Origin of the sequence: Vulcaniibacterium thermophilum (assembly GCF_007923255.1) — a bacterium.
Taxonomy (GTDB): Bacteria; Pseudomonadota; Gammaproteobacteria; order Xanthomonadales; family Xanthomonadaceae; genus Lysobacter_F; species Lysobacter_F thermophilum.
Genome location: NZ_VOHJ01000004.1, coordinates 119,179 through 144,975 on the forward strand (window position 1 = coordinate 119,179; position 25,797 = coordinate 144,975).

The window sequence follows — 25,797 nt, forward strand, 5'->3', positions numbered from 1 at the left end:
ATCGGTGGGGCAGGGTGCGCGCTATGCTGCGTGCGACAGGACCACACGAATGGGACCCGGTAACGACGTGAATGTCGTCATCGTCGACGATCAGAGCTCGGCGCGCACGATGCTGCGCCACATCGTGGAGGACATTTCGACCGAGCTGAACGTGCACGATTTCGGCGAGGCCGAGGCCGCCCTGAAATGGTGCGAGCAGGACCAGCCGGACCTGCTGCTGCTCGACTACCGCATGCCCGGAATGGACGGCCTGGAGTTCGCGCGCCGGTTCCGCCGCATGCCTCTCCACCGGGACATCCCGATCGTCCTCATCACCGTGGTCGGCGACGAGCCCGTGCGCCAGGCGGCGCTCGAGGCCGGCGTGATCGACTTCCTCGTCAAGCCGGTGCGCCCGCGCGAGCTGCGCGCGCGCTGCCGCAACCTGCTGGCGCTGCGCCAGCAGGCCGAAAGCGTGAAGCAGCGCGCGCTGTCGCTGGAGCAGCGTCTGCTCGCCAGCATGCACGAGGTCGAGGAGCGCGAGCGCGAAACCCTGCAGCGGCTCGCGCGCGCGATCGAATACCGCGATCTGGGCACCAGCGCTTTCCTGGAGCGGATGTCGCACATCGCCGGCCTGATCGCGGAACACATCGGCCTGCCGGAGGAGACCTGCCGCCTGATCGAGGCGGCCGCGCCGCTGCACGACATCGGCAAGATCGCCATCCCGGATGCGATCCTGCTGAAGAAGGGGCCGCTCACGCCGGAGGAGACGGAAGTCATGCGCAAGCATCCGCTGATCGGCCACGAGCTGCTCAGCGGCAGCAACAACCGTTTCATCCAGCTCGGCGCCACCATCGCGCTGCGGCATCACGAGCGCTACGACGGCAGCGGCTATCCGCACGGGCTGAAGGGCGAGGCGATCCCGATCGAGGCCCGGATCGTCGCCGTGGCCGACGTCGCCGACGCGCTGCTGTCGCCGCGACCGTACAAGCGCGCGTGGACGGTGGAGGAGACCCTGGCCTACCTGTACGCCCAGCGCGGCCGGCTGTTCGATCCCGAGTGCGTCGACGCCCTGGTGCGCAACCACGGGCGTTTCGCCGAGATCTGCGAGCGCTACTCGATCGCGACCACGTTGCCGGAAGTGCACTGATGCCCGCCGTGCTGCGCCAGCTCGGAGACCGCCTGCGCCGGCGCCCGGATACGGAGCACGCGCAGAACCTGGTGCGCATCGCGATCACCGCGCTGTTCTCCGCCTACATGGCGTGGCGCTACTTCAGCAGCGGCGGGCAGACCAGCGTCGCGATCACCTGGACGGCGCTGCTCACCGAACTGCTGATCGCGCTCGGCCTGTTCGCGGCGATCCTGCGCAATCCGGGCGTCTCGCACCTGCGGCGCGGGATCGGCATGCTCACCGACTACGCCGCCATCGGCATCATCATGTGCGTGGAGGGGGAAACCGCCGCGCCGCTGTACGGCGTCTACCTGTGGGTGACGATCGGCAACGGCATGCGCTACGGCAACCATTACCTGCGCATCGCCACCACGCTGGCCTCGCTGTCGTTCCTCAGCGTGATCGTGCTTTCGCCGTACTGGCGCGCCAATCCCTACCTCTCGTGGGGCCTGCTGCTGGGGCTGGCGGCGGTGCCGCTGTACTTCGACAACCTGCTGCGGCAGTTGACGGACGCGGTCGACGAGGCGCGCCGGGCCAACGAGGCGAAGAGCCGGTTCCTGGCCAACATGAGCCACGAGTTCCGCACGCCGCTCAACGGGCTGGCGGGCATGTCCGAGTTGCTGGCGACCACCCGCCTCGACGCCGAGCAGCGCGAGTGCGTCAACACCATCCAGGCTTCGACCCGCGCGCTGCTGGCGCTGGTCGAGGACGTGCTGGACATCTCGGCGATCGAGGCCGGCAAGCTGAAGCTCGCCCATGGCGATTTCTCCCCGCGCGACCTGCTCGACTCGATCAACCTGATCCTGATGCCGCAGGCGCGCGCCAAGCAGTTGCGCTACGAGGCGGCGCTCGCGCCCGAGGTGCCCGAGCTGCTGCGCGGCGACATGGCGCACGTGCGGCAGATCCTGATCAACCTTGCCGGCAACGCGGTCAAGTTCACCGAGACCGGCACCGTGCGGCTCGACGTCGGCGTCGAGTCCCAGACCGGCGAGCGCGTGCGCCTGCGCTTCACCGTCAGCGATACCGGCATCGGCATCCCGGCCCACGTCCGTGGCCGGCTGTTCGAGGCCTTCGAGCAGGTCGACACCGGTCTGTCGCGCCGGTTCGGCGGTACCGGGCTCGGGCTCACGATCGCGAAGGGCCTGGCCGAGTCGATGGGCGGCACCATCGGCTTCGAGAGCACCGAAGGGCAGGGCAGCCGTTTCTGGGTGGTGCTGCCGTTCGAGCGCGTCGAACCGTCGCCCGCGTTGCTGCCGGTGGCCGAGGATGCGCCCGCGGCCGAGCGGCAGGACGAATCGGCGCCGGCCAACGTCATCGCCTTCACCGATCCGTTCCTGCGCCATCGCGCGCGCGTGCGGAGCCTGTCGATCCTGGTGGCCGACGACCACGAAGCGAACCGGATGGTGCTGCAGCGGATTCTGCAGAAGGCCGGGCACCGCAGCGTCTGCGTGGACGGCGGCGAGGCGGTGCTGGATGCGGTCGCCGACGCCGAGTACGACGCGGTCATCTGCGATCTGCACATGCCCGGCATGAGCGGCCTGGACATGCTCAAACAGTTGCGCGTGATCGAGGCCGCCCGTGCCCGCCGCACGCCGGTGATCGTCTACAGCGCGGACGTCACTCCGGAAGCCATGCGCGCCTGCGAGCAGGCCGGTGCCTGGGCCTTCCTGCCCAAGCCGGTGGCGACCCAGCGGCTGCTCGACGCACTGGCCGAGATCGCGGCCAGCGGCAGCGCACGCGCCGCCCAGCCGATGACCACCGCGCCGGCGCGCGCCGGCGCCCCCGGCGGCGATGCGACGTTCGATCCGACGGTGCTGGAGGAACTCGATAGCCTCGGTTTGGGCGAGGGCTTCCAGCGCGAATTCATCGCCCAGTGCCTGCGCGATGCCGACCAGTGCATGGCGAACCTGGCCGAAGCCTGCGAGCGCCGCGACTGGGAACAGGCGCGCGAGCAGGCGCATGCGCTGAAGGGCGTGGCCGGCAGCATCGGCCTGATCAAGCTCGCCGCCCTCGGCGGCGAGATGATGCGCATGCCCGATTGGCAGTTGGGGCGCGACTGGCGCAACCGGCTCGCCGAACTGCGCGAGCGCCTCGCGCACGGCCGCGAAGCGCTGGCGGCGCGCGAAACGGCGGGCCGCGCCCACGACGAGGGCGAGCGCGGCCCCTGAGGAGCGGCGCTTACGCGGTGACGCCGCGCCGCGACTGCGCCCGCACCAGGCGGTCCATGGTGCGCAGCGACTTCTCGCCGAGCTGCAGCGCGGTATCCACCCAGATCTCGGTGATGCGCATCAGCTCCTCGAGCGTGATGCCCTGCGCGAGCTGGCGCACCTGGTGCATCGCCGCGCGCGCGTGCGGAATGCGGCGGTTGGCGCGGATCACTTCCTCCACCGCCTGCGCGCCTTCGCCCTTCGGCGCGACGATATCCACCAGCCCCATCCGCTGCAGTTCCTGCGCGCTGTAGAGATTGCCTTCCAGCATGATCTTCTCGGCCAGCGCCGGCGCGATCCGCTTGCACATGAACGAGTACGCGCCCATGCCCGGGAAGAGGTCGAACAGCACCTCCGGCAGGCCCATCTGCACGTCCTCCTCGGCGACGATCGTGTGGCAGCTCAGCGCCGCCTCGAAGCCGCCGCCCAGCGCGTTGCCCTGCACGAGCGCGATGCTGTGCGCGCCGGCATCGAGCCCGGCGTAGAAGGCGTACACGCCATACACGCACTGGCGCGCGTAGGCGAGCAGCGCCGCGCGGTCCTGCTGGCGGATCAGGCGGCAGAACAGGTCCAGATCGCCGCCCAGGTTGAACACGTCCACGTCGGAGGCCAGCACCACGTGCGGCAGCGGCGAGCCCGTCTGCATCGCCTGCTCCCGGCGCAGCCGCGCGCCCAGATCGCGCTGGTAGGCGATGATCTCGTCCACCAGTCGCCTGGAGAAACACGCGCGACCGGGCGCCTCGACCAGGTCCGCATGCATGTGGATCCAGTAGACGGAACGCTCGGTTTCCTCGACGACGCGCAGCGTGCGGGGCGAGTCGGGATGCTGGAAGGGGTACACGACAGACATGGCTTGGCTCCGATGGTGGGTCCGTCCGGCCGGTCGCAGTACAGGACGGGTGTGAGGGTAGGTGTGCGCCCGACGCCTGGAATCTATGCGCCGAAAATCACGCGACTGCAAGCGGAGTTTTAAAGACCTGGTCCGTCAAAAAACCGTCGCGATGCCGGGATCAAAATCCCGCGACCGCGCGCAGCATCGCGCCCCCGATTCTCCGAGGCTGCGACGCCGCTTTTCGGAAACATAAACGCCGACGGCGCCGGCGCCTTCACGCGAAGGCGCGCCGTGCGATCCGCTCAGCCGAACAGGGTGCCGAGCATGCGCGCACCGCCGATCCAGACGCCGATCGCGGTGCCCATGCTGGTCAGAAAGAAATTCAGCAGCACGCGCGCGACGCGGTTGCGCCACCAGCCGCGCCAGTGCGTGACGTCGTCGCGCAGGGCGAGGAAATCGGCATGGGTGGGCTTGCGCAGCCAGGCTTCGGTGAGCGCGCTCAGCATCCCCGACGCCAGCGCCGGATGCAGCGGCGTCACCGGCGATGCCAGCGCCGCGACCAGGATGCTCAGCGGATGCCCGCCGGCGAGCGCGCACCCCAGCGCGCCGAGCGCCATCGTGGTCAGCGTCCATTCCAGCAGCAGATCGGAGCCGACTTCCAGTCCGCCGCGCCAGAAACCCCACGCGAAACCGCCGAGCACGAACGCCGCCAGCGCCAGGGTGAACCACGGCACCCGACTCTTCGGCGGAATCGCGTCGAGCGTCTCGCAAATGCGTTCGGGCGCGTCGGCGTCTGCGCGCAAATGGCGCGACAGTCCGGCCAGATGGCCGGCGCCGACCACCGCCAGTACCTCGCGCGCGTTGCCGGCGCTTTGCCGCAGCCGTGCGGCCATATAGCGATCGCGTTCGGCGATCACCGTTTCGTAGAGCGCGGGGCTGCCGGTGGCGAACTCGCTGAAAGTCGATTCCAGCAGGTCGCCCTGTTTGAGTTTCTCGATGTCCTCGGCATCGACTTCCTCGCGCGCCAGCAGCGCGCCCAGCAGGCCGCCGCCGAGCCGTGCGCGCGCCCAGAAACCGAGGCGGCCCCATGCGCGACGGAACGTGCGGCCGACGTCGCGATCGATCAGATGGACGGGCAGGTCGCGCTGGCGCGCTTCCAGCACCGCGCGCTTCAGTTCGGCGCCGGGCTCGATCGCGAGCTGCTCGGCGAGCCGGCGCTGGTACGCGGCCAATGCCAGGTTGGCGGCGAACATCGGCGTGCGCCCGGTGCGCAGGACTTCGATCAGATCCATGCGCGCGAGCGCATCCGGATCGGTGAGCGCCACCAGCCGATGCTCGTCCAGCTCCACCGCCACCGCATCGAAGCGGCCGCTGGCGATCGCGTCGCGCACCGCATCGACGCTGGCCTGCGAGACGTGCGCGGTGCCCAGCAGCGTGTAGCGGACGCCGTCGCGTTCGACGACCGCATGCGGCTGCGACTGCACGAGGGCGGCGGGATCGGGCGTGGCGCTCACGAAGGACTCCTGCTGGACCTGACACGACGACGGCGCCGTGAGGCGCCGTCGCGGCCGCAAGCTTAGCAGGCGCGTCCTGCCGGACGGGCTCAAGCCAGACCGTAGGGCAGATTCGGCGTCGACACCACGCGCTCGCCCGGACTGCCGCCGCGCAGGAAGCGCAGTGCGGCCTCGATCACGCCGGCGTCGTCGACGATGCGATGGTGTCCGAGCCCCGTCGTGCTGAGCAGGCGCGCCCCGGGCCAGTGGCGGGCGATGCGCTCGCCTTCCGACCACGGCACCTCGCGGTCGAGCACGTCATGCACGATCAGCGCCGGCCGCCCGATGCGGCCCGTGTTGCGGTGGACCTGCAGATCCTCGAAGCCGAGCCCCAGCGCGTCGCGGAACAGCGCCGACATCCGCGCGCACAGGTGCTGCGCCAGGCCGATCATGCGCGCGAAGCGCCGCGCCGCATCCATCGGATCGGCGGCGGGTGCGACCAGCACGACCCGCTGGGCCTGCAGGCCGCGCGCCACCGCGAGCGCGCTCGCGGTTCCGCCGAGCGAGTGGCCGACGACGCCCGCGGCCGGTCCGAAATGCGCGCCGACCGCCAGCACGGTGTCGACGAACTCCGGCAGCGAGGCCTGCTGCCCTTCGCTCAGTCCGTGCGCGGGCTGATCGAACGCCACCACCGCGTATCCGGCTTCGCGCAGGGCGCCGATCCACGCGGTGAACCGGCTGCCGTGACTGGACCAGCCATGCGCGAGCAGCACGTAAGGTTCGCGCCGCGGATCGCCCCAGGCGTAGGTCTGCACCATGCGCCCGTCCGGCAGCGCGAGCCGCTCCAGACCGGCCCCGACAGGCAGCGCGGCCGATCGCGCGCGCAGCCGCGTGCCCGGGGCAGGGGTGCAGAAGAGCCGCGCGGCGTGACGCGTGGCCGCCTGCGGGGCGAGATGGCTGGCGAGGGCGAAGCCCGCGCGTGTCATCGTCCACTTCAATGAACGAACGATCGTGCGGAAAATAGCGTGCGACGGAGGGGGCATGGCGAGGGCCTCGGGCTCAGGACGCGGGGGCGTAGGTGCGCAGCAGGCGCTCGAAGCCGCGTTCGCCCCGCGCGTGGGCGGCTTCGAATCCGAACAGCCCCGCGTCGTGGTGCACCGCCAGCGCCAGGGCGTAGATCTCGAATGCCATCTGGTCGGGGTCGGTGTCGGCGGCCAGTTCGCCGCTCTCGACGGCCAGCCGGATGGCGCGGGCGATCTCGGCACGCCAGCGGCTCTCGAGCAGGATGACGCGATCGCGCAGCGGTCCGGGCCGGTCGTCGTATTCGCTCGCGGCCGCCAGCAGCAGGCAGCCCCCGGCGTTCTGCCGGACCCACTCGAACCAGCCCTGCACGATCGCCCGCAGCCGCGGCAGCCCGCGGCGCGCCGACAGCGCGGGGCGCAGCACCCGGTCGACGAACCTCTCCCCGGCTTCGTCCAGGACGGCGAGCTGGAGATCCTCGCGGGAGCCGAAGTGGGCGAACACGCCGCTCTTGGACATGCCCACCGCCTCCGCCAGTGGTCCGATCGACAGCCCCTCGAGCCCCGCGCCGCAGGCGATCTCGTAGGCGCGCCCGAGGATCGTGTCGCGGGTGGCGGCGCCCTTACGGGTGGTGGTCGGAGGGGTCATGCGCCGACAATAGCACGATCGTTCGTTCTTGTTGCCTGCCGTTCGTCGGCCGCGAAGCGCCCGGCGCAGTGCGCCGGCGCTGCCCCTGCTCACCCGGTGGCGCGTCAGTCGCGGTAGCGCTTCAGCAGGTCGCCGTAGGCGTCGATGCGGCGGTCGCGCAGGAACGGCCAGATGCGGCGGACGTGCTCGCTGCGCCGCATGTCGACTTCGGCCACCACGATTTCCGGCGCGTCGGTGCCCGCCAGCGCCAGGAACTCGCCCTGCGGGCCGAGCACATGGCTCGATCCCCAGAACCGGATTCCGGCTGCGCCGAGCGGCGAGGGCTCGTGGCCGACACGGTTGCACGACAGCACGGGCAGGCCGTTCGCGACCGCATGCCCGCGGTGGCTCAGGATCCAGGCCTCGCGCTGACGGTCCTTCTCCGCCTGCTCGTCGGTCGGATCCCAACCGATCGCGGTGGGGTACAGCAGCAGTTCCGCGCCGGCCAGCGCCATCAGCCGCGCGCCCTCGGGATACCACTGATCCCAGCACACCATCACCCCGAGCCGTCCGACCGACGTGTCGATCGGCGTAAAGCCGGTGTCGCCCGGCGTGAAGTAGAACTTTTCGTAGAACCCGGGGTCGTCCGGAATGTGCATCTTGCGGTACTTGCCCGCGACCGAACCGTCGGCGTCGAACACCACCGCGGTGTTGTGGTAAAGCCCGGTGGCGCGCTTCTCGAACAGCGAGCTGACCAGCACCACGCGATTGGCGCGCGCGATCGCCGCCAGCCGCTCGGTGCTCGGGCCGGGGATCGGCTCCGCCAGCTCGAACTCGCAGACGTGCTCGTGCTGGCAGAAGTACGGCCCGTTGTGCAGTTCCTGCAGCAGCACCAGCTTCGCGCCGAGCCGCGCGGCTTCGCCGACGCGCGCCTCGATGATCGCGAGGTTGGCCTCGGCATTGCGCGCGCCCTGGTCGATGACGGCGCGCTCCTGGATCAGCGCGACGGGCAGGGTGGTGGTCTTCATCGGTCGCTCGGGTTCGGGTGCAGGGACAAGTCTAGGCCGCCCCGTGGAAAGGGGGCGTGCGGGATGCCGGCGCGATCGTTCGCGCCGCGAGCGTCAGGCCAGCACGCCGCGCGGCAGCTGCATGGTGACGCAGTGCAGGCTGCCGTTCTGCCAGATCAGCGGGCGGCAGGGCACCGGCACGATCTCGCGGCCCGGGAACGCCGCCGCCAGCACGGCCTGCGCCTGCGCGTCGGCGGCATCGCCGTAGGCCGGCATCAGCACCGCGCCGTCGACGATGAGGAAGTTGGCGTAGCTGGCGGCCAGCCGGCGGCCCTGGTCGATGATCGGCCGCGCCCACGGCAGCGCGAACAGCCGGTACGGGCGGCCATCGCGCGTGCGCAGCGCGGCGAGTTCGGCCGCCATCGCCTGCAGTTCGGCGAAGTGGCTGTCCTGCGGGTCGTCGCAGCCCTGGTACACGATCGCGTCCTCGAACGCGAAGCGGGCCAGCGTGTCGATGTGGGCGTCGGTGTCGTCGCCCTCGAGGTAGCCGTGGTCCAGCCACAGCACGCGCTCCTGCCGCAGCCAGCCGGCCAGGCGCGCCGACAGGCCCGCGCGGTCGAGGGTCGGATGGCGCTGCGACAGACAGCGCCAGGTGGTCAGGAGCGTGCCCGCCCCGTCCGTCTCGATCCCGCCACCTTCCAGCGCGAAATCAATCACTTCGCGCTCGAAGTTCGAGAAAAGCCCGAGGTCGGCGAGCGCCTCCACCAAGCCATCGTCCCGGCTCGCCTCGAATTTGCCGCCCCAGCCGGTGAAGCGGAAATCCAGCAGCCGGAAGCCGCGGTGGGCGTCGTCGCCGGGCACCAGCGTGATCGGGCCGGAATCGCGCAGCCAGGTGTCGTCGTAGGGCACCTCGACGAAACGCACGCGCGCCATGTCGACCCGCGCCGACGCCAGCCGCGCCCGCGCATAGGCCTCCACATCCGGGTCGGCGACGCAAATCACCGCGGGCTCGAAGCGCGTGATCGCGGCGACCAGCGCGATGTAGGTCTCCTCGACCTCGGCCAGGCGCTCGGCCCAGTCGGTGTCGGCATGCGGCCAGGCCAGCAGGATCGCGGACTGCGGCTCCCATTCGGCCGGGAAGCGGTAGGGCGTGATACGGGTCATCGTCGGTAGCGGAAAAAAGGGTCCGCGCCGTCGGCGCGAACCCTGATAAAGGGGGGGCGGCCCGTTCGGGCCGGCGCGTCAGCGGATCGGCGGCTTGGGCCCGGTCTCGCTCGGCGAGGCGCGGTTGAGGACCACGTCGATCACCCGGCCGCGCTCGAAATACACCGTGTAGTCCGGGTACACCCAGCGATGGATGGCGGGCCACTGACGCTTCTGGCCGCCGCGCGGCTCCAGCTTCTCGACCGGCGCGCCGAAGCGGGCTTCGACCTGGGCCATGCTCTGGCCGCGGGCCGGCGCGTTCGCCGGTTCGAGCTTGACGCGATCGACCAGCAGCGTCTCCGCTGCCGCGGGCGCCGCCAGCAGGGCGCCGATCAGCAATGCCGCGATGCGTGCGTTCATGGCCTGTGTCCTTGTCCGGGTCGCCGGCGATTGTAAGCACAGCCGCAGCGCGTGCGCCGAACGGGGGCGCAGAAACGCGAAGGCCGCCTCGTCGGCGGCCTCGGCGAACGGCGCGAGCCTGCGCTCAGCGCTGGCGCGCCTTGAAGCGCGGGTTGCTCTTGCAGATCACGAAGACCTTGCCGCGGCGGCGAACGACCTTGCAATCGCGGTGACGGGCCTTCGCCGACTTCAGGGACGACAGAACCTTCATGACGAACCTCGGAAACGTGGAAACCGGACGAAGCCCGCGATTCTAGCGGGCGGGCGAGGGCTGCCGCAAGCGCGGGGCGGGCAGACTCGCGCCTCCGGCATAATCGCCGGATGGACTCGACCGTTCCCGTTCTGACCATCGACGGCCCCTCCGGCTCCGGCAAGGGCACCATCAGCCGCCTGATCGCCCGCCGCCTGGGCTGGCATTACCTGGATTCCGGCGCGCTCTACCGCGCGATCGGGGTGGCCGCCGGCTGGTCCGACGTCGACCTCGCCGATCCCGCCGCACTGGTCCGCTGCGCGTTCGACACCCGGATCGAGTTCGACGAGAGCGGCGAGGAGCTGCGCATCCTGGTCAACGGGATGGACGCCACCGACGAGCTGCGCACCGAGACCGCCGGCGCCGCGGCCTCGGCGATCGCCGCCATTCCCGAGGTGCGCTCGGCGCTCAAGGAGCGCCAACGGGCGTTCCGCCAGCCGCCGGGGCTGGTCGCCGACGGTCGGGACATGGGCACGGTGATCTTTCCGGACGCCTCCTGCAAGGTGTTCCTGACCGCCAGTGCCGAAGAGCGCGCCGAAAGGCGTTATAAGCAGTTGAAGGACAAAGGGGTTTCCGTTACCTTAGAGAGTCTGCTGAGGGAGATTCTCGCCCGCGACGCACGCGACGCCCAGCGCGCGGTGGCGCCCCTGCGGCCGGCCGAAGACGCCGTCTGCATCGATACCACTGGCATGAGCATCGACGCGGTGGTCGAACGCGTGCTGGCCCTGTTGCCGGCGCGCTGAACCCGCGGTCCCGCTTTCTTGGCAGACAGGCCCGCCGCGAATGGTCGCGGCGGCGTTTCCACACGACACATGGCAGGGCGGATTTCCGCCTCGACGCCGAAAAGGGTGGGTCGGCCGCATGCGGCCTGGCCCGTGTGTTCAACCGAGTATTTCCCAATGACCGAATCTTTTGCCGAACTGTTCGAACAAAGCCAGTCCAACCTGGCCAAGCTGAAGCCGGGCGCCATCGTCACCGGCACCGTGGTGGACATCCGCGGCGACGTGGTGGTGATCAACGCCGGCCTGAAGTCCGAAGGCATCGTGCCGATCGAACAGTTCCGGAACGACGCCGGCGAGATCGAGGTGAAGGTCGGCGACGAGGTCAAGGTCGCCCTCGACTCGATCGAGAACGGCTTCGGCGAGACCGTGCTGTCGCGCGAGAAGGCCAAGCGCGCGATGGTGTGGGACGAGCTGGAGCGCGCGCTGCAGAACAACGAGACCATCACCGGCCGCATCAGCGGCAAGGTCAAGGGCGGTTTCACCGTCGACATCAAGGACGTGCGCGGCTTCCTGCCGGGCTCGCTGGTCGACGTGCGCCCGGTGCGCGACTCCGCCTACCTCGAGGGCAAGGAACTCGAGTTCAAGCTCATCAAGCTGGACCGCAAGCGCAACAACATCGTCGTCTCCCGCCGCGCGGTGGTCGAGAGCGAGTACAGCGCCGAGCGCGAGCAGCTCATGGAGAAGCTGCAGGAAGGCGCGATCCTCAAGGGCGTGGTCAAGAACCTCACCGATTACGGCGCGTTCGTCGACCTTGGCGGCATCGACGGCCTGCTGCACATCACCGACATGGCGTGGAAGCGCGTGCGCCATCCGTCCGAGGTGGTGGAAGTCGGCCAGGAGCTCGAAGTCCGCGTGCTCAAGTACGACCGCGAGCGCAACCGCGTCAGCCTCGGCCTCAAGCAGCTCGGCGAGGATCCGTGGGACAACATCGCGCGCCGCTATCCGTCCGGCACCCGCGTGTTCGGCAAGGTCAGCAACGTCACCGACTACGGCGCGTTCGTCGAGATCGAGCCGGGCGTCGAGGGCCTGGTGCACGTGTCCGAGATGGACTGGACCAACAAGAACGTCAACCCGTCGAAGATCGTGCAGGTCGGCGACGAGGTCGAGGTCATGGTCCTGGACGTCGACGAGGAGCGCCGCCGCATCTCGCTGGGCATGAAGCAGTGCACGCAGAACCCGTGGGAGACCTTCGCGGCCAACCACAAGAAGGGCGACCGCGTGTCCGGTCAGATCAAGTCGATCACCGACTTCGGCATTTTCGTCGGCCTGGAAGGCGGCATCGACGGCCTGGTGCACCTGTCCGACCTGAGCTGGAACACCTCCGGCGAGGACATGGTGCGCAACTTCAAGAAGGGCGACACCGTCGAGGCGGTGGTGCTGGCGGTCGATCCGGAGCGCGAGCGCATCTCGCTCGGCATCAAGCAGCTCGAACAGGATCCGATGGGGCACTTCGTCGCCTCCAACGCCCGCGGCTCGATCGTGCGCGGCCGGGTGAAGGAAGTCGACGCCAAGGGCGCCACCGTCGAACTCGACAACGGCATCGAGGGCTACATCGCCGCGCGCGACATCGCCCGCGAGCGCGTCGAGGACGCCTCGCAGCACCTGAAGGTCGGCGACGAGATCGAGGCCAAGATCATCGGCAACGATCGCAAGGGCCGCACCGTGCAGCTCTCCATCCGCGCCAAGGACGAGGCCGAGCAGGCCGAGGCGCTGGCGGACTACAACCGCCAGGTGTCCGAGGCGGCGAGCGGCACGACCAAGCTGGGCGCGCTGCTGCGCGAACAGCTCGGCGCCAAGTCGTCCGAGTGACACCCTCCGGCAGGCGCGGATCCGTCCGCCCTGCCGACCGTCTCACCCGCATGCGGCCCGGTTCGTCCGGGCCGCTTGCTGCCAGCGGCCTGCCATGAACGATCCCGCGCGCAAGTCCACCCCGCACGCTGCCATGACCAAGTCCGAGCTGATCGAGCTGCTGGCGCAGCGCCAGGGCCATCTGAAGGGCGAGGACGTCGATCTGGCCGTCAAGGCCCTGCTCGAGATGATGGGCGGCGCGCTGGCCTCCGGCGAGCGGATCGAGATCCGCGGTTTCGGCAGCTTCTCGCTGCACTACCGTCCCCCGCGCATGGGGCGCAATCCGAAGACCGGCGAATCGGTCGCGCTGCCGGCCAAGCACGTTCCGCACTTCAAGCCGGGCAAGGAACTGCGCGAGCGCGTGGCCGACGTCATGCCGCTGGGCGATCACGACTGATCCTCTCCAGTCCGCGCATCGGCGTGGGCTAAGCTTGCGCGGTCCGCATGACCGCACGGAGTCCGCCATGCGTCTGATCCGCCTGTTGGTGGCGATCGCGTTCCTTCTGCTGGGCGCCGTCATCGGCGCGCTCAACCGCCAGCCCGTCACGCTCGACTTCGCGCTCGGCACCGTGGTCGTGCCGCTCGGCGTCGCGGTGCTGTCGGCGTTGCTGGCCGGTCTGCTGATCGGCGGCACGATCCTGTCGGTGGGTGTGGTGCTGCCGATGCGCCGGCGTCTGGCGCGCCTGCAGCGCACCGTGCCCGCCGCGGGCGGCGAGGGCTGAGCATGGAATTCATCAATCAGTGGTTCTGGCTGTTCCTGCTGCTGCCGGTCGCCGCGGTGAGCGGCTGGATCGTCGGCCGCCGCGGCGGCGAGCAGCACAGCGACACCCAGGTCAGCAAGCTCTCCACCACCTATTTCCGCGGCCTGAACTACCTGCTCAACGAGCAGCCGGACAAGGCGATCGAACTGTTCCTGCACATCGCCGAGATGGACAAGGACACGTTCGAGACGCAGGTGGCGATCGGCCATCTGTTCCGCCGTCGCGGCGAAGTCGACCGCGCGATCCGGCTGCACCAGGCGCTGGCGCAGCGTCCGGGCCTGAGCGACCAGCAGAAGGTGCAGGCGCTGCTGGCGCTGGGCGAGGATTACATGCGCTCGGGCCTGCTCGATCGCGCCGAGACCGTCTTCAGCGACCTGGTCGCGCTCGACACCCGCGCGCCGCTGGCGTTGCGGCATCTGATCCAGATCTACCAGGCCGAGCGCGAGTGGGCGAAGGCGATCGAGAACGCGCGCCGCTACGAGGAGGCCACCGGCGAGCCGATGGGCAAACTGGTCGCGCAGTTCGAGTGCGAGCTCGCCGAGCGCCATCGCGAGGCGGGGGAGGGCGACGCCGCACGCGCCGCCATCGCGCGCGCCTACGAGGCCGATCCCAACTCCGTGCGCGCGGGCATGATCGAGGGCCGCCTCGAGATGGAAGCCGGCAACGAGGCGGCCGCGATCCGCGCCTTCGAGCGCGTGGCGCGCACCGATCCGGACTACCTGCCGGAAGTGCTGCCGCAGTTGCTGGCCTGCTACGAGCGCGTGGCCGATGGGCCGGGCGCACGCGCGTTCCTCGCCGAGATGTGCGAGCACTACCGCGGCATCGCGCCGGTGCTGGCGCTGACGCGGATGGTCGAGGCGTCCGAAGGGGCGGAAACGGCGCGGCAGTATCTGGCGCGCCAGTTGAAGGACCGGCCTTCGGTCCGCGGCGAGGCGGCGCTGATCGAGCTGACGCTCGCGGCCGGGGCCGATCCGCTCGCCACCCTGCACGATCTGAAGCACATCACCGACCAGTTGCTGGTGCGCAATCCCAGCTACCGCTGCAACCGCTGCGGCTTCGGCGCGCGCAGCCACCACTGGCAATGCCCGAGCTGCAAGGAGTGGGGCACGATCAAGCCGCTGCTCAACTACGCGGTCGTCTGACCGATGCTGGCCTGGTTGATGCTGCATGCGGCGCTCGCGGCCGGCGCGACGTGGGCGGCGCGGCTGTACGCGCTGTCGCGCCGGTTGCTCGACGCGCCGGGCGAGCGCCGCAGCCATCGCGAGGCGACGCCGCGGGGCGGCGGCGCCGGCATCGTGCTGGCGGTGCTGATCGCGGCGATCGCGCTGTCCGTCCGCTTTCCGGCGCAGGCGATGCTGCTGCGGACGTTCGCGGCCGGGTTCGTGCTGGTCGCGGCGGTGGGATGGATCGACGACCATCGCCCGACTTCGCCGTGGTGGCGGCTTGCGGCGCACGCGGTGGCGGCGGCGGTCCTCGCGCTCGGCGTCGCGCTCGCCCACGGCGACTTCCGCCTTGCGCTGGCCGCTTTCGTCGCGGCGATGGTGCTGACCAACGTCTGGAACTTCATGGACGGCATCAACGGCATCGCCGCGAGTCAGGCGATGCTGGTGGCCGCGGCGATGGCGTGGGCGACCGGAGGCGCATGGGGCTGGCTTGCCGCCGCACTCGCCGCTGCCTGCGCGGGCTTCCTGCCGTTCAACTTCCCGCGCGCGCGGATCTTCATGGGCGACGTCGGCAGCGGCGCGGTCGGGTTCGCGCTCGCCGCGGTCTGCGTGGCGCCGGTGGCGCACCGGGCGCTCGATGGCGTGCTCGTGCTGCTGCCGCTGTCGGCCTTCCTCACCGATGCCTCGCTGACCCTGCTGCGGCGGATCCTGCGCCGCGAACGCTGGTGGACGCCGCACGCCCAGCACGCCTACCAGGCCTGGGCCCGCCGGTCCGGGCATACGGTCGTCACGCTGGGCTACGCCGCCTGGACGGCGGCGGCCCTCGCGCCGATGGTGTGGCTGCGCACGCAGGCGTGGGGTCTGGGCATCATCGTGACGGCCGCATGGTATACATGCGCCGTTTCGCTCTGGGTTTACATGCAGCGGCGCCTGGCTGGGGGGCAGGCACCGCAGCCCAGCTCAAGGACAAGGGAATGATGGGCTTGAAGGACATCGCGAAAGCGTCGCTCCCCCGCGTGGCGGTCGTGCTGCACGATCTGCTGATGGTGTGGCTCGTCTGGCACGGGTTGCACCACCTCCGTTTCGGCCTGGCCCAACATCCGGCGCCTCCGCTGTTCGCGCCGGAGGTGCTGCTCGTCCTCGCGGCGCAGGGGCTCGTGTTCTGGCAGGTGGGCCTGTACCGCGGACTGTGGCGCTTCGCCAGCGTTCCGGACCTGTGGAACATCCTCAAGGCGAGCGTACTCGGCATCTTCGCGATCGCGGTGGGGCTGTTCCTCTACAACCGCCTCGAGACGGTTCCGCGCTCGGTGCTGCTGCTGTATCCGCTGGTGATGATGGGCGCGCTGGGGACGCCGCGTCTGCTGTACCGGGCATGGAAGGACAGCCGGATCGAGCTGGACCAGCGCAGTTCCGTGCGCGTGCTCATCCTCGGCGCGGGGCGCGCCGGCGAGGCCCTGGTGCGGGATCTGCACCGCTTCGGCACCTACCACCCGGTCGGCTTTCTCGACGACGCCTCGCGCCTGCGCGGCACCAAGGTGCAGGGCGTCCCGGTGCTCGGCCGGATCGACGAAGTGGACGAGATCGCCCGCGAGACGGCGGCCAGGCTGCTGGTGATCGCGATGCCCTCGCTCACCGGCAGCGCGCTGCAGCGCGTGGTGACCTGTTGCGAACGCACCGGGCTGCCGTTCCGCATGGTGCCGCGATTGCAGGACGTGCTCGAGGGACGCTCGCTGCCGGGCGAACTGAAGGAAGTGGCGATCGAGGACCTGCTCGGCCGCAAGCCGGTACTGCCGGACTGGAAGGCGATCCGCGATTGGCTCGGCGGCCGCAGCGTGCTGGTCACCGGCGCCGGCGGTTCGATCGGCGCCGAGCTGTGCCGGCAGTGCGCGCGGCACGGCGCGCGCCGCATCGCGCTGCTGGAGATCGACGAGCTGGCGCTGATGACGATCGAGCATGCCCTGCGCCGCGATTTCCCGGACGTGGAGGTGATTCCGGTGCTCGGCGATTGCGGCGATGCCGCGGTGATCCGCCATGCGCTCGAACGCGCGGCGCCGGAGGCCGTGTTCCACGCCGCCGCCTACAAGCAGGTGCCGGTGCTGGAATCGCAGTTGCGCGAGGCGGTCCGGAACAACGTGCTGGCCACCGCGACGGTGGTGCGCGCGTGTCACGAGGCCGCGATCGGCACGTTCGTGCTGATCTCCACCGACAAGGCGGTCGATCCGGTCAACGTGCTCGGCGCGACCAAGCGGTTGGCCGAGATGGTCTGCCAGGCCCAGGCCGAGCACAGCATGACGCGCTACGTGACGGTGCGCTTCGGCAACGTGCTGGACTCGGCCGGCAGCGTGGTGCCGCTGTTCCGCGAACAGATCCGCCAGGGCGGCCCGGTGACGGTGACCGACCCCGAGGTGACGCGCTACTTCATGACCATCCCCGAAGCCTGCCAGTTGATCCTGCAGGCATCGGCGATCGGCACCCACGAGGCGGTGTACACGCTCGACATGGGCGACCCGGTGCCGATCCGTCTGCTGGCGGAGCAGATGATCCGGCTGGCCGGCAAGCAGCCGGGGCGCGACATCGCGATCGTCTACACCGGCCTGCGCCCGGGCGAGAAGCTGCACGAGACGCTGTTCCATGCCGACGAGCGCTACCGGCCGACCGCGCATCCGAAGATCCTCCAGGCCGAACCGCGTACCGTCTCCCAGACGCACATCGACGCCGCGCTGACGCGCTTGCAGGATGCTAGTGCGCGCTACGACCTCGACGCGCTCGCGCAGGCCCTGCGCGAGGCGGTTCCCGAATTCCAGCCGATCGACGCCCCGATGGCGGCGGCATCGGCCACGGTCGTGGCGTTTCCCGCACGAACCGCCAGGAAAATCTGATGCCCCGAATCCGCAAGGCTGTCTTCCCCGTCGCCGGCCTCGGCACCCGTTTTCTTCCCGCCACCAAGACCGTGCCGAAGGAAATGCTGCCGATCGTCGATCGGCCGCTGATCCAGTACGCGGTCGACGAGGCCATCGAAGCCGGCTGCGACACGCTGGTGTTCGTCACCAACCGCTACAAGCACGCCGTCGCCGACTATTTCGACAAGGCCTACGAACTGGAACAGAAGCTTGAACGCGCCGGCAAGCGCGAACAGCTCGAACTGGTGCGCAAGGTGCTTCCGGAGGGCGTGCGCGCCGTGTTCGTGACCCAGGCCGAGGCGCTCGGTCTCGGCCATGCGGTGCTGTGCGCCAAGCCGGTGGTCGGCGACGAGCCGTTCGCGGTGCTGCTGCCGGACGACCTGATCTGGAACCGCGGTCCCGGCGCGCTCAAGCAGATGGCCGACGCCCACGAGGCCAGCGGCCACAGCATGATCGCGGTGCAGGACGTGCCGCCGGAGCAGACCGGCAGCTACGGCATCGTCGCCACCGACACCTTCAACGGCCGACAGGGCAGGATCGGCGCGATCGTCGAGAAGCCCAGGCCGGAGCAGGCGCCCAGCAATCTCGCCGTGGTCGGCCGCTACGTGCTGAACCCGCGGATCTTCCAGTTGCTGGAGCAGACCACGCCCGGCGCCGGTGGCGAGATCCAGCTCACCGACGCGATCGCCGCGCTGCTGCGCGAGGAAGCGGTGCACGCCTATCGCTTCCAGGGCATGCGCTTCGACTGCGGCACCCATCTGGGCCTGATCGAGGCCACGATCCGCTATGCACTGGATCACGAGAAACTCAGCGACGCGGCGCGCCAGTTGATGCAGAACGCGCTGGCGGAACTCGGTGTCGAGGAACTGGGCTGACCGCTCAGGCGAAGCGCCACAGCGACCAGACCGCAAGACCGAACAGGGCGCCGGCCAGCGCGAACGCCGCCGAGCCGGCGCGCTCGACGCGACGTCCCCAACGTCGCGCGTCAGCGCCGCGCAGGACACGGACATCGCGCAGCGTCTTCCATGCCGCCGGCGGGAAGCGGGCCTCGGCCTGGGCGGCCCGCCCCATGCGGCGCAGGCTGTGGCCGAGCAGCAGCGGCGGCCCGGCCAGCATCGCCCCGAACGCGGCGAACAGGCCGCGCAGCCAGCGGCGCACGGTGGCCGTGTCGCTCGCCTGCAACTGCCCGGCGAGCGCGGTCAGCCAGCCGTCGAGCAACCACAGCAGCGCTCCGCAGGCAAGAACGAGAACGACCAGCAGCCGCAGTGCGCGGGCGCGATAGCGCTTGTCGGCGGGGTGGATGTCCATGGGCGTTGGCGCGGGAGGCTTCCATGCTACGTCGACGGACGGCTTGCGGCGCGGCCCGCCGCGCGACACGCTTGGGCCTCCGTCAGCGATCGCTGCGCGTATGCCGTTGCCGCCTTCCACCTACTACCGCGCCACTGCGCCCGAGCGCCGCTTCGGTGCGCCGCTCGAGGGTGCGCTCGATGCGCGCGTGTGCGTGGTCGGCGGCGGTTTCGCGGGGCTCAATACCGCGCTGGGGCTCGCCGAGTGCGGGCTCGACGGGGTCGTGCTGCTGGAGGCGGACGCGATCGGCTTCGGCGCTTCCGGGCGCAACGGCGGCTTCGTGTTCGGCGGCTTCTCTCGCGGCGAGGAGGCGTTGCTGCGCGAGCTGGGGCCGCAGCGCGCACGCGCGTTGTACCGCGGCACGCTCGACGCGGTCGAGCGTATCCGCACGCGAGTGCACCGGCACGGCATCGACTGCGACATCGCCGAGGCGGGGGTGATCTGGGCCAACTGGTTCCGCGATCCGGAGGTCCTGCGCGCGCGCCAGCGTCTGCTTGCCACGCATTTCGGCGTCAAATGGGAGTGGCTGCCGCGCGAGTCGCTGCGCGAGCGCATCCGCACCACGCGCTATCACGAGGGCCTGTTCGAGCCGCAGGCGTTCCATTTCCACCCGTTGCGGTACGCGCAGGGGCTGGCGGCGGTCGCGGCGGGGCAGGGCGTGCGCATCCACGAGCGCACGCCCGCCACGGACCTGCTCCGCGACGGCGCCGGCTGGCGGGTGCGCACACCGGCGGGCGAGGTGCGGGCGCGGACGGTGGTGCTCGCCTGCGGCGGCTACCTGGCGCGGCTGCGGCGGCAGGTGGACGGCGGCGTGATGCCGATCGCGACCTACGTGATGGTGACCGAGCCGCTGGGCGCGCGACTGGGCGAACTGCTGACCACGCGCGCCGCGGTCTACGACACGCGGTTCGCATTCGATTACTACCGCCCGCTGCCGGATACGCGACTGCTGTGGGGCGGACGCATCTCCGTCCGCGACCGCTCCGCGCGCGCGGTGGAGCGGTTGCTGTACCGCGATCTGCTGCGCGTGTTCCCGGCGCTGGCGGGCGTGCGCATCGAACACGCCTGGTCGGGGCTGATGAGCTATGCGCGTCACCAGATGCCGCAGATCGGCGAGGTCGAGCCGGGGCTGTGGGTGGCGCAGGCGTTCGGCGGGCACGGAGTGGCGCCGACCACGTTCGCCGGCGAACTGCTCGCGGCGGCGATCGCGGAGGGCGACACGCGCTGGCGCGAACTTGCCGACTACGGCCTGGTGTCGGCGCTGAAGCCCGCGGGCCTGCTGGCCGCGCAACTGGGCTACTGGTGGCTGCAGTGGCGCGATGCCTGGAAGGACCGCCGCGAGCGCGCATTGGCGGGATGAGCCCCGGAACCGTTCGGCGGCTCCGGGGCGTTGGCCTCATTCCGGCACCGGACAGCCGTCGGCGGAACAGGCGGGCGCGGCCTGCGCGGGGTCCGCGCCCACATCCGGGAGGCCGGGCTCGGCCAGCAGGCGGCCGATCGCGCCGCCGAGGGCGAGATCGGAAACGCGGCCGAACTGGCTCGCGCGGATGCGTCCGGCGCGGTCGATCAGCACCAGACTCGGCGTTCCCTGCAGACGGTAGCGCCGCATCGTCGTCGGGATCGGGCCGTCATCGCCGGGACGATCGATGCCGATCGGAAAGCGCAGGCGATACTCGTGCACGAAGGCCGCCAACGCGTCCGGGCCCATCGCCCGGTGATGCTCGAACACGCTGTGCAGTCCGATCACGGCGAGGCCCTGCGGCCCGAAGTGCTCGAACGCCGCCGCGGCCTGCGGCAGGCCGTGGGCGACGCAGCCGGGGCACAGCATCTGGAACGCGTGCAGCAGCACGACGCGGCCGCGCAGGGCGCGCAGCGCGGGCGCCGGGTCCGAATTCAGCCAGCCGGCCAGGTCGAGCTCGGGCGCGACGGGTCCGACCGGCAGCGCCGGCAGCAGCGCCGCGCTCATTCGTCCACCCGCCCGGGAAGCGACAGGTCGCCGGAGACCACCTTGTACACGTCGGCCACGCACAGCAGCGGCGCATGCACGCTCGCATTGACGCGCAGCGCGGCGGTGACGCCATCGAAGCGGGTTCCGGCGACGGCGCCGATGTCGTCGAACGGCACGCGCACCTCGACGGTGTTGCCGGCGATCACCGGACTCCAGCCGGGACTGTCGATCAGCAGTGGCAGGCCGGGCCAGGTCCGGGGCAGCCGCGGCGTCGTGCCGGGCGGGATGTCCACCACCTTCAACGCGCCTTTCCCGCAGGTCTCGTCCGGGGCCAGCACGACCCAGTGCGAGTGCCAGAGATTGCCGTCGTTGCCGCGGTCGCCGTCGGCGTTCTCGTCGAACAGCGGCGTGTCGTCGAAATCGGGATGGGCCGTGACCGCGAACGCCAGCAGCCCGGCCTTCGCCTCGAAGCCGACCGTCGCCGGGTCCAGCCGGGTCGGCCAGACGTAGGAGAACACGCGGCTTCCCGCCAGTTGGCCGGTGGGCGTGGGCCGCGACTCGCCGGCGCGGCCGGAGACGGCCATGTGGAACACGGCGGTGTTGCCCTCGGTGGTGATGCGGGCGTGGACGACATCGAACGGCGCGGGCGTTCGCGGCGCCGCGTCGGCGTGGATGCCGCCGGGATGCCGCTCGGGACCGTGGGCGGCGGCGGGCCAGGGCAGGGCGAAGCAGGCGAGCAGGGTGCAGAGGCGGGATGCGGACATGGCTTCCTCGATCGTGGCGGGGTTGGAAACCCGGAGGCGACAGTCTGGCGGCCGGGAGAGGACGACAGGTAACATTCCATCCTCGTTTCTTACCCAGGCGTCCAGATGTCCGGACTCGACCGACTCTCCGCCGTGCTGGAGCAGTTCCCGGTGCAGGCCCGTCTGCACCACGCCGGGCCGCTGTGCGGCAATACCTGGTTCGACCCGGTCCCCGGGCGCGCCTTCCTGCACCTGCTGCGGCGCGGCACGCTGCGCGTCGTGCACGACGGCCGCGAGGGCGAGCCGTCGCGGCTGGAATGCGTCGAGCCTACGCTGCTGTTCTATCCGCGCGCGCTCGGGCACCGCTTCGAGACCGCGCCGCGCGACGGCGCCGACTTCACCTGCGCGGCGGTGTTCTTCGCCGGGGGCGATGGCCACCCGATCGCGCGCGCGCTGCCTCCGGTGGTCGCGGTGCCGCTGGCGGCGATCCGCGGGCTGGAGGGGACGCTCGAGCTGCTGTTCGCGGAGGCCGCGCAGACGCGCTGCGGCAGCCGGCTGCTGGTCGACCGCCTGTTCGAGGTGCTGGTGGTGCAACTGCTGCGCTGGCTGCTGGACCAGCAGCCAGCGACGGTCGGGCTGGTGGCCGGACTCGGCGATCGGCGGCTGGCGCGGGCGCTGACCGCCGTCCACGAGGCGCCGTGCGCGGAATGGACGGTGGAGCGGCTGGCCGAGGTCGCCGGCATGTCGCGCAGCGCGTTTGCGGCGCATTTCCACGCGGTGGTCGGCCTGACGCCGGCCGACTACGTGGCCGAGTGGCGGATCACGCGCGCCTGCAGGCTGCTGCGGGAAGGCAAACCGCTGGCCACGGTCGCCGATCTGGTGGGCTACTCGGGGTACGCCGCGCTATCGCGCGCATTCCGCCGGCGCCGCGGGCTGTCGCCGCGGGAATGGCGCCGGGCGCATGCCGAGGCCCCAGGCCGGGTGCCGGAGCCCGGTCCTCGATCGTGGATTGAACATAAGAGGCATTATGCGAAGTCAGGTGCCTGACCCGTGCGTCGACGCCCTTCGCTCAAGCCCCTGCCCGCCGGGCCGCTAAGACCTGTGCGGACGACCGGGCCGTCCGGGTTTGTGGAGCTGCGAACGATGGGCGTGTTGCCGTGGCGTCCTTGCTGATTTCCAGCGCGGGCACGCCAGGCTGCGCGGCGCGCCGTGGACTGGCGTCGATGCTCGACCGCCTGCTCGACGCGCCCGACATCGCCACGTTCGCGCGTCGGGCCGCCGAGCATCTCGCCGCCGAGGGCTTCGCCGCTCCCGCCGTGACCGTGTGCATCGACGGGCGTCTCACCGCCGCCCATCCCGCATCGTTGTCGGACGTCGACCGCGCGCTGGTCGAACGCGCCAGAACGCTCGCCACGGGCTGCCGCGACGAGGCGCGCGGGCGCATCGCCGCGTGCGTGTCGCTCGGCGGCGGGATCGGCGCGCTGTCTCTGGTGGCCGATGGCGACGCGCAGCGCCAGGACCGCCTCGCGGCCGAGTGCGAGGTGCTCGCCCCGCTCGCCCTGGCGGTGTCGGAGAAGACCCGCCTGACCGAGTCGCTGCATCAGCTCGAACGTTCCGAACAGCTCCAGGCCGCGCTGTTCGCGATCGCCGACATGGCCAGCTCGGACATGGACCTCAACGACATGCTGCGCGAGCTGCATGCGATCGTCGGGCGCTTCATGTACGCGGAGAACTTCTACATCGCGCTGTACGACGAGAGCGCGGACGCGTTGCGTTTCATCTACCTCGTCGACACCATCGACCCGCTGATCCGCGACGCCGACGAGTTCATTCCGATGTCGGTGATGGAGCGCGGCCTGACGTGGTACCTGGTCCGCGACAAGCACCCGCTGATGGGATCGACCGCGGATCTGCGCCAGCAGGTCTCCGGACCGCTGCGCGACATCGGCATGGACAGCTACGACTGGCTGGGCGTGCCGATCCTGTTCGGCGATCGCGTGCGCGGCGTGCTGGTGGTGCAGAGCTACGTCGAACGCCCGCGCTACACGCTGGCCGATCAGGCGTTGCTGTCCTACGTCGGCAGCCACATCCTGACCGCGGTGGACCGCAAGCTGGCGCAGGAAGAGCTGGAGCGCCGCGTCGAGGAACGCACGCATGCGCTGCAGCGCAGCGTCAGGGTGCAGGAGACGCTCTACCGGATCGCCGAGCTGTCGCACACCGCCGACAACCTCGACGCCTTCTACCGCGCGATCCACGAGATCGTCGGCGAGTTTCTCGACGCCCGCAATTTCTACATCGCCACCCTCTCCGAGGACGGCGAGTCGCTGCACTTCCCCTACTACGTCGACCAGTCCGGCCGTCGCGCGCAGAGCCGGAAGCTCAGCAACGGGATCACGGAGTACGTCATCCGCCGCGGCCGGCCGTGGCTGATCGACATGAGCGACGCCCGCACCGTCGCCGAACTGCGCCGGCTGGAGCAATGCGGCGAGGTGAGTCCGTTCGGGCCGACCTGCGTGGCCTGGCTGGGCGTGCCGCTGATGCTCGGCGAGCGCGTGCTCGGCCTGCTCGCGGTGCAAAGCTACACGCCGGGCGTGGGCTACACCGACCGCGACCGCGAACTGCTGACCTTCATCTCCTACCAGATCGCCAACGGCCTGGAACGGCAACGCGCCGCCGCCGAGCTCAAGAACGCCTATTCGGATCTGGAACGCCGCGTGTCCGAACGCACGCGCCAGCTCTCCGAACAGATCGCCGTGCGCGAGCAGATGGAGGCGCGGCTGAAGCACGAGGTGCTGCACGACTCGCTCACCGGCCTGCCCAACCGCGCCTACCTGCGGGACAAGCTCGAGCGCGCGCTCGCCAGGCGCGACCGCGAACCGGGCTACCGCTTCGCGGTGCTGTTCATGGATCTGGACCGCTTCAAGGTCATCAACGACAGCGTCGGCCACCTGGTCGGCGACGCGCTGCTGAAGGAGGTCGCGCAGCGTTTCGCCCGCTGCGTGCGCCATGGCCAGGACACGGTGGCGCGGCTCGGCGGCGACGAGTTCGCCATCCTGATGGAGCTGGACGGCAACGAAGGCGCCCTGCGCATGGCGCAGCGCGTGATCGCAGCGCTCAACGAGCCGGTCCGCGTCGCCGGCAAGGAGCTCTATACCGGCGTCAGCGTCGGCATCGCGCTCAGCGCGCCGCACTACTCCACGCCGGAGGACCTGCTGCGCGACGCCGACATCGCCATGTACCGGGCGAAGGCGGCCGGCCGCCACCGCTTCGAGCTGTTCGACGAGACGCTGCACGAGCAGGCGCTGCAGCTTCTCGATCTGGAAAGCGATCTGCGCCGGGCGGTGGCGCGTCGCGAGTTCGTGCCCTACTTCCAGCCGATCGTGCGCCTGCGCGATGCGAGCGTGGCCGGCTACGAGGCGCTGATGCGCTGGAAGCATCCCGAACGCGGAGTGCTCGCGCCCGGCGCGTTCCTGCACGTCGCCGAGGCCAGCGGCGCGATGGAGGCGATCGACTGGCAGATCTTCGAGCACGCCCTGCGGCTTGCGCGGGAACTGCTCGAACCCGGGCAGTACGTGAACCTCAACTTCTCGCCGCGGCATTTCCGTGCGCCGGAGCTGGACGCCCGCTTCCTGGAGCTGGTCGCCGCCAGCGGGCTGCGTCCCGGGCAGGTGCGGATCGAGGTGACCGAGGGCGCGCTGCTCGAGAACCCCGAACAGGCCGGCCGCATCTTCGACCGGCTCGGCGCGCACGGCGTGCTCGTGGCCCTCGACGACTTCGGCACCGGCTATTCCTCGCTCAGCTACCTGCACCGCTTCCGCCTGCACACGGTGAAGATCGACCGCTCCTTCGTCGGCGATCTGCGGCCGGAGCAGGAGGGCGGCAGCGATGCGATCGTGCGGGCGATCCTCGCGCTGTCCCAGGCCCAGGGCCTGGAGGTCGTGGCCGAGGGCATCGAAACCGAGGCGCAGCGGCGCGCCCTGCTCGCGCTCGGCTGCACGCTGGGCCAGGGCTACCTGTTCGCGCGACCGCAATCCTTCGCCGATCTCCGCCGCGCCGCCCGCGAAGCCGGCACGCCCTCCTGAATCGCCGGCCGGCACGGCGGCGTTACCATGCGGGACGC

General features: G+C 70.7%; 24 protein-coding genes. 13 read left to right on the forward strand and 11 right to left on the reverse strand.

What is annotated here, in order from left to right; genetic code table 11:
* Positions 1-49 precede the first annotated feature (49 nt).
* Entirely contained in the window at positions 50-1,126 is a 1,077-nt protein-coding gene (locus FQY64_RS03155) for an HD-GYP domain-containing protein (protein WP_146472255.1), read from the forward strand.
* Positions 1,126-3,315 carry an ATP-binding protein gene (locus FQY64_RS03160; RefSeq protein ID WP_146472256.1) on the forward strand — a complete coding sequence of 730 codons (2,190 nt, stop codon included), beginning with the start codon at positions 1,126-1,128 and terminating at the stop codon, positions 3,313-3,315. Before FQY64_RS03155 ends, FQY64_RS03160 begins: the two co-directional genes overlap by 1 nt.
* A gap of 10 nt (positions 3,316-3,325) precedes the next feature.
* Here the strand turns inward: FQY64_RS03160 and FQY64_RS03165 are convergent, their stop codons facing one another.
* The 8 genes from FQY64_RS03165 to ykgO all read right to left on the reverse strand — a co-directional run bounded on the left by FQY64_RS03165 (position 3,326) and on the right by ykgO (position 10,146).
* Positions 3,326-4,204 carry a crotonase/enoyl-CoA hydratase family protein gene (locus FQY64_RS03165; RefSeq protein WP_146472257.1) on the reverse strand — a complete coding sequence of 293 codons (879 nt, stop codon included), beginning with the start codon at positions 4,202-4,204 and terminating at the stop codon, positions 3,326-3,328.
* 284 nt (positions 4,205-4,488) lie between these two features.
* Positions 4,489-5,700 (reverse strand): TraB/GumN family protein, encoded by a 1,212-nt coding sequence (locus FQY64_RS03170; protein ID WP_146472258.1) that lies wholly within the window; start codon positions 5,698-5,700, stop codon positions 4,489-4,491.
* Positions 5,701-5,789: 89 nt separating this feature from the next.
* Positions 5,790-6,665, reverse strand: a complete 876-nt coding sequence (locus FQY64_RS03175) for an alpha/beta hydrolase (RefSeq protein ID WP_229814902.1) — start codon at positions 6,663-6,665, stop codon at positions 5,790-5,792.
* A 73-nt stretch (positions 6,666-6,738) separates the two neighbouring features.
* Positions 6,739-7,347 carry a TetR/AcrR family transcriptional regulator gene (locus FQY64_RS03180; protein ID WP_146472260.1) on the reverse strand — a complete coding sequence of 203 codons (609 nt, stop codon included), beginning with the start codon at positions 7,345-7,347 and terminating at the stop codon, positions 6,739-6,741.
* A 104-nt stretch (positions 7,348-7,451) separates the two neighbouring features.
* Positions 7,452-8,354: a carbon-nitrogen hydrolase gene (locus FQY64_RS03185; RefSeq protein WP_146472261.1), complete on the reverse strand. Its 903-nt coding sequence runs from the start codon at positions 8,352-8,354 to the stop codon at positions 7,452-7,454.
* Positions 8,355-8,447: 93 nt separating this feature from the next.
* Entirely contained in the window at positions 8,448-9,497 is a 1,050-nt protein-coding gene (locus FQY64_RS03190; RefSeq protein ID WP_146472262.1) for an agmatine deiminase family protein, read from the reverse strand.
* 78 nt (positions 9,498-9,575) lie between these two features.
* A complete protein-coding gene (locus FQY64_RS03195; protein WP_146472263.1) occupies positions 9,576-9,896 on the reverse strand; it encodes a hypothetical protein in 321 nt (106 codons plus the stop codon).
* A gap of 124 nt (positions 9,897-10,020) precedes the next feature.
* Entirely contained in the window at positions 10,021-10,146 is a 126-nt protein-coding gene (ykgO, locus tag FQY64_RS03200) for a type B 50S ribosomal protein L36 (RefSeq protein ID WP_010342887.1), read from the reverse strand.
* Between the two features lie 110 nt (positions 10,147-10,256).
* Between ykgO and cmk the strand changes: the two genes are divergently transcribed.
* From cmk to galU, 8 genes are all read left to right on the forward strand, one after another.
* On the forward strand, positions 10,257-10,928 hold the full coding sequence (cmk, locus tag FQY64_RS03205) for a (d)CMP kinase (RefSeq protein WP_146472264.1): 672 nt from the start codon (positions 10,257-10,259) through the stop codon (positions 10,926-10,928).
* A 156-nt stretch (positions 10,929-11,084) separates the two neighbouring features.
* Positions 11,085-12,776, forward strand: a complete 1,692-nt coding sequence (rpsA, locus tag FQY64_RS03210; protein ID WP_146472265.1) for a 30S ribosomal protein S1 — start codon at positions 11,085-11,087, stop codon at positions 12,774-12,776.
* 133 nt (positions 12,777-12,909) lie between these two features.
* Entirely contained in the window at positions 12,910-13,212 is a 303-nt protein-coding gene (locus FQY64_RS03215; protein WP_146472266.1) for an integration host factor subunit beta, read from the forward strand.
* Between the two features lie 67 nt (positions 13,213-13,279).
* Complete coding sequence (locus tag FQY64_RS03220; protein ID WP_146472267.1) at positions 13,280-13,537, forward strand: lipopolysaccharide assembly protein LapA domain-containing protein; 258 nt, start codon at positions 13,280-13,282, stop codon at positions 13,535-13,537.
* Positions 13,538-13,539: 2 nt separating this feature from the next.
* Positions 13,540-14,718, forward strand: a complete 1,179-nt coding sequence (gene lapB, locus FQY64_RS03225; RefSeq protein ID WP_146472268.1) for a lipopolysaccharide assembly protein LapB — start codon at positions 13,540-13,542, stop codon at positions 14,716-14,718.
* Positions 14,719-14,721: 3 nt separating this feature from the next.
* Entirely contained in the window at positions 14,722-15,717 is a 996-nt protein-coding gene (locus tag FQY64_RS03230) for an MraY family glycosyltransferase (protein WP_146472269.1), read from the forward strand.
* Positions 15,714-17,618 (forward strand): polysaccharide biosynthesis protein, encoded by a 1,905-nt coding sequence (locus tag FQY64_RS03235; RefSeq protein WP_186760835.1) that lies wholly within the window; start codon positions 15,714-15,716, stop codon positions 17,616-17,618. Before FQY64_RS03230 ends, FQY64_RS03235 begins: the two co-directional genes overlap by 4 nt.
* Complete coding sequence (gene galU, locus FQY64_RS03240) at positions 17,618-18,514, forward strand: UTP--glucose-1-phosphate uridylyltransferase GalU (protein ID WP_386112607.1); 897 nt, start codon at positions 17,618-17,620, stop codon at positions 18,512-18,514. Before FQY64_RS03235 ends, galU begins: the two co-directional genes overlap by 1 nt.
* Before the next feature lie 4 nt (positions 18,515-18,518).
* Here galU and FQY64_RS03245 read toward each other — a convergent pair whose 3' ends face one another.
* Entirely contained in the window at positions 18,519-18,947 is a 429-nt protein-coding gene (locus tag FQY64_RS03245) for a hypothetical protein (RefSeq protein WP_146472271.1), read from the reverse strand.
* Positions 18,948-19,047: 100 nt separating this feature from the next.
* Here FQY64_RS03245 and FQY64_RS03250 point away from each other — a divergent pair, with 100 nt between their 5' ends.
* A complete protein-coding gene (locus tag FQY64_RS03250) occupies positions 19,048-20,346 on the forward strand; it encodes an NAD(P)/FAD-dependent oxidoreductase (protein ID WP_146472272.1) in 1,299 nt (432 codons plus the stop codon).
* 36 nt (positions 20,347-20,382) lie between these two features.
* Here FQY64_RS03250 and FQY64_RS03255 read toward each other — a convergent pair whose 3' ends face one another.
* Positions 20,383-20,952, reverse strand: a complete 570-nt coding sequence (locus FQY64_RS03255; protein WP_146472273.1) for a redoxin domain-containing protein — start codon at positions 20,950-20,952, stop codon at positions 20,383-20,385.
* Positions 20,949-21,698, reverse strand: coding sequence for a hypothetical protein (locus FQY64_RS03260; protein ID WP_146472274.1), 750 nt, complete (start codon positions 21,696-21,698; stop codon positions 20,949-20,951). Before FQY64_RS03260 ends, FQY64_RS03255 begins: the two co-directional genes overlap by 4 nt.
* A gap of 105 nt (positions 21,699-21,803) precedes the next feature.
* On the opposite strand from FQY64_RS03260, the gene FQY64_RS03265 reads away from it, so the two are divergent.
* Both FQY64_RS03265 and FQY64_RS03270 read left to right on the forward strand, forming a co-directional pair.
* Positions 21,804-22,724 carry an AraC family transcriptional regulator gene (locus FQY64_RS03265; RefSeq protein WP_146472275.1) on the forward strand — a complete coding sequence of 307 codons (921 nt, stop codon included), beginning with the start codon at positions 21,804-21,806 and terminating at the stop codon, positions 22,722-22,724.
* A 110-nt stretch (positions 22,725-22,834) separates the two neighbouring features.
* Complete coding sequence (locus FQY64_RS03270; RefSeq protein WP_146472276.1) at positions 22,835-25,759, forward strand: bifunctional diguanylate cyclase/phosphodiesterase; 2,925 nt, start codon at positions 22,835-22,837, stop codon at positions 25,757-25,759.
* The last annotated feature ends 38 nt before the right edge of the window (positions 25,760-25,797 follow it).

Coding starts and splice junctions, on each gene's coding strand:
- FQY64_RS03155 (WP_146472255.1), top strand. CDS start 50: ATGGGACCCGGTAACGACGTGAATGTCGTCATCGTCGACGATCAGAGC.
- FQY64_RS03160 (WP_146472256.1), top strand. CDS start 1,126: ATGCCCGCCGTGCTGCGCCAGCTCGGAGACCGCCTGCGCCGGCGCCCG.
- FQY64_RS03165 (WP_146472257.1), bottom strand. CDS start 4,204: ATGTCTGTCGTGTACCCCTTCCAGCATCCCGACTCGCCCCGCACGCTG.
- FQY64_RS03175 (WP_229814902.1), bottom strand. CDS start 6,665: ATGACACGCGCGGGCTTCGCCCTCGCCAGCCATCTCGCCCCGCAGGCG.
- FQY64_RS03180 (WP_146472260.1), bottom strand. CDS start 7,347: ATGACCCCTCCGACCACCACCCGTAAGGGCGCCGCCACCCGCGACACG.
- FQY64_RS03185 (WP_146472261.1), bottom strand. CDS start 8,354: ATGAAGACCACCACCCTGCCCGTCGCGCTGATCCAGGAGCGCGCCGTC.
- FQY64_RS03190 (WP_146472262.1), bottom strand. CDS start 9,497: ATGACCCGTATCACGCCCTACCGCTTCCCGGCCGAATGGGAGCCGCAG.
- FQY64_RS03195 (WP_146472263.1), bottom strand. CDS start 9,896: ATGAACGCACGCATCGCGGCATTGCTGATCGGCGCCCTGCTGGCGGCG.
- ykgO (WP_010342887.1), bottom strand. CDS start 10,146: ATGAAGGTTCTGTCGTCCCTGAAGTCGGCGAAGGCCCGTCACCGCGAT.
- cmk (WP_146472264.1), top strand. CDS start 10,257: ATGGACTCGACCGTTCCCGTTCTGACCATCGACGGCCCCTCCGGCTCC.
- rpsA (WP_146472265.1), top strand. CDS start 11,085: ATGACCGAATCTTTTGCCGAACTGTTCGAACAAAGCCAGTCCAACCTG.
- FQY64_RS03215 (WP_146472266.1), top strand. CDS start 12,910: ATGACCAAGTCCGAGCTGATCGAGCTGCTGGCGCAGCGCCAGGGCCAT.
- FQY64_RS03220 (WP_146472267.1), top strand. CDS start 13,280: ATGCGTCTGATCCGCCTGTTGGTGGCGATCGCGTTCCTTCTGCTGGGC.
- lapB (WP_146472268.1), top strand. CDS start 13,540: ATGGAATTCATCAATCAGTGGTTCTGGCTGTTCCTGCTGCTGCCGGTC.
- FQY64_RS03230 (WP_146472269.1), top strand. CDS start 14,722: ATGCTGGCCTGGTTGATGCTGCATGCGGCGCTCGCGGCCGGCGCGACG.
- FQY64_RS03235 (WP_186760835.1), top strand. CDS start 15,714: ATGATGGGCTTGAAGGACATCGCGAAAGCGTCGCTCCCCCGCGTGGCG.
- galU (WP_386112607.1), top strand. CDS start 17,618: ATGCCCCGAATCCGCAAGGCTGTCTTCCCCGTCGCCGGCCTCGGCACC.
- FQY64_RS03245 (WP_146472271.1), bottom strand. CDS start 18,947: ATGGACATCCACCCCGCCGACAAGCGCTATCGCGCCCGCGCACTGCGG.
- FQY64_RS03250 (WP_146472272.1), top strand. CDS start 19,048: ATGCCGTTGCCGCCTTCCACCTACTACCGCGCCACTGCGCCCGAGCGC.
- FQY64_RS03255 (WP_146472273.1), bottom strand. CDS start 20,952: ATGAGCGCGGCGCTGCTGCCGGCGCTGCCGGTCGGACCCGTCGCGCCC.
- FQY64_RS03260 (WP_146472274.1), bottom strand. CDS start 21,698: ATGTCCGCATCCCGCCTCTGCACCCTGCTCGCCTGCTTCGCCCTGCCC.
- FQY64_RS03265 (WP_146472275.1), top strand. CDS start 21,804: ATGTCCGGACTCGACCGACTCTCCGCCGTGCTGGAGCAGTTCCCGGTG.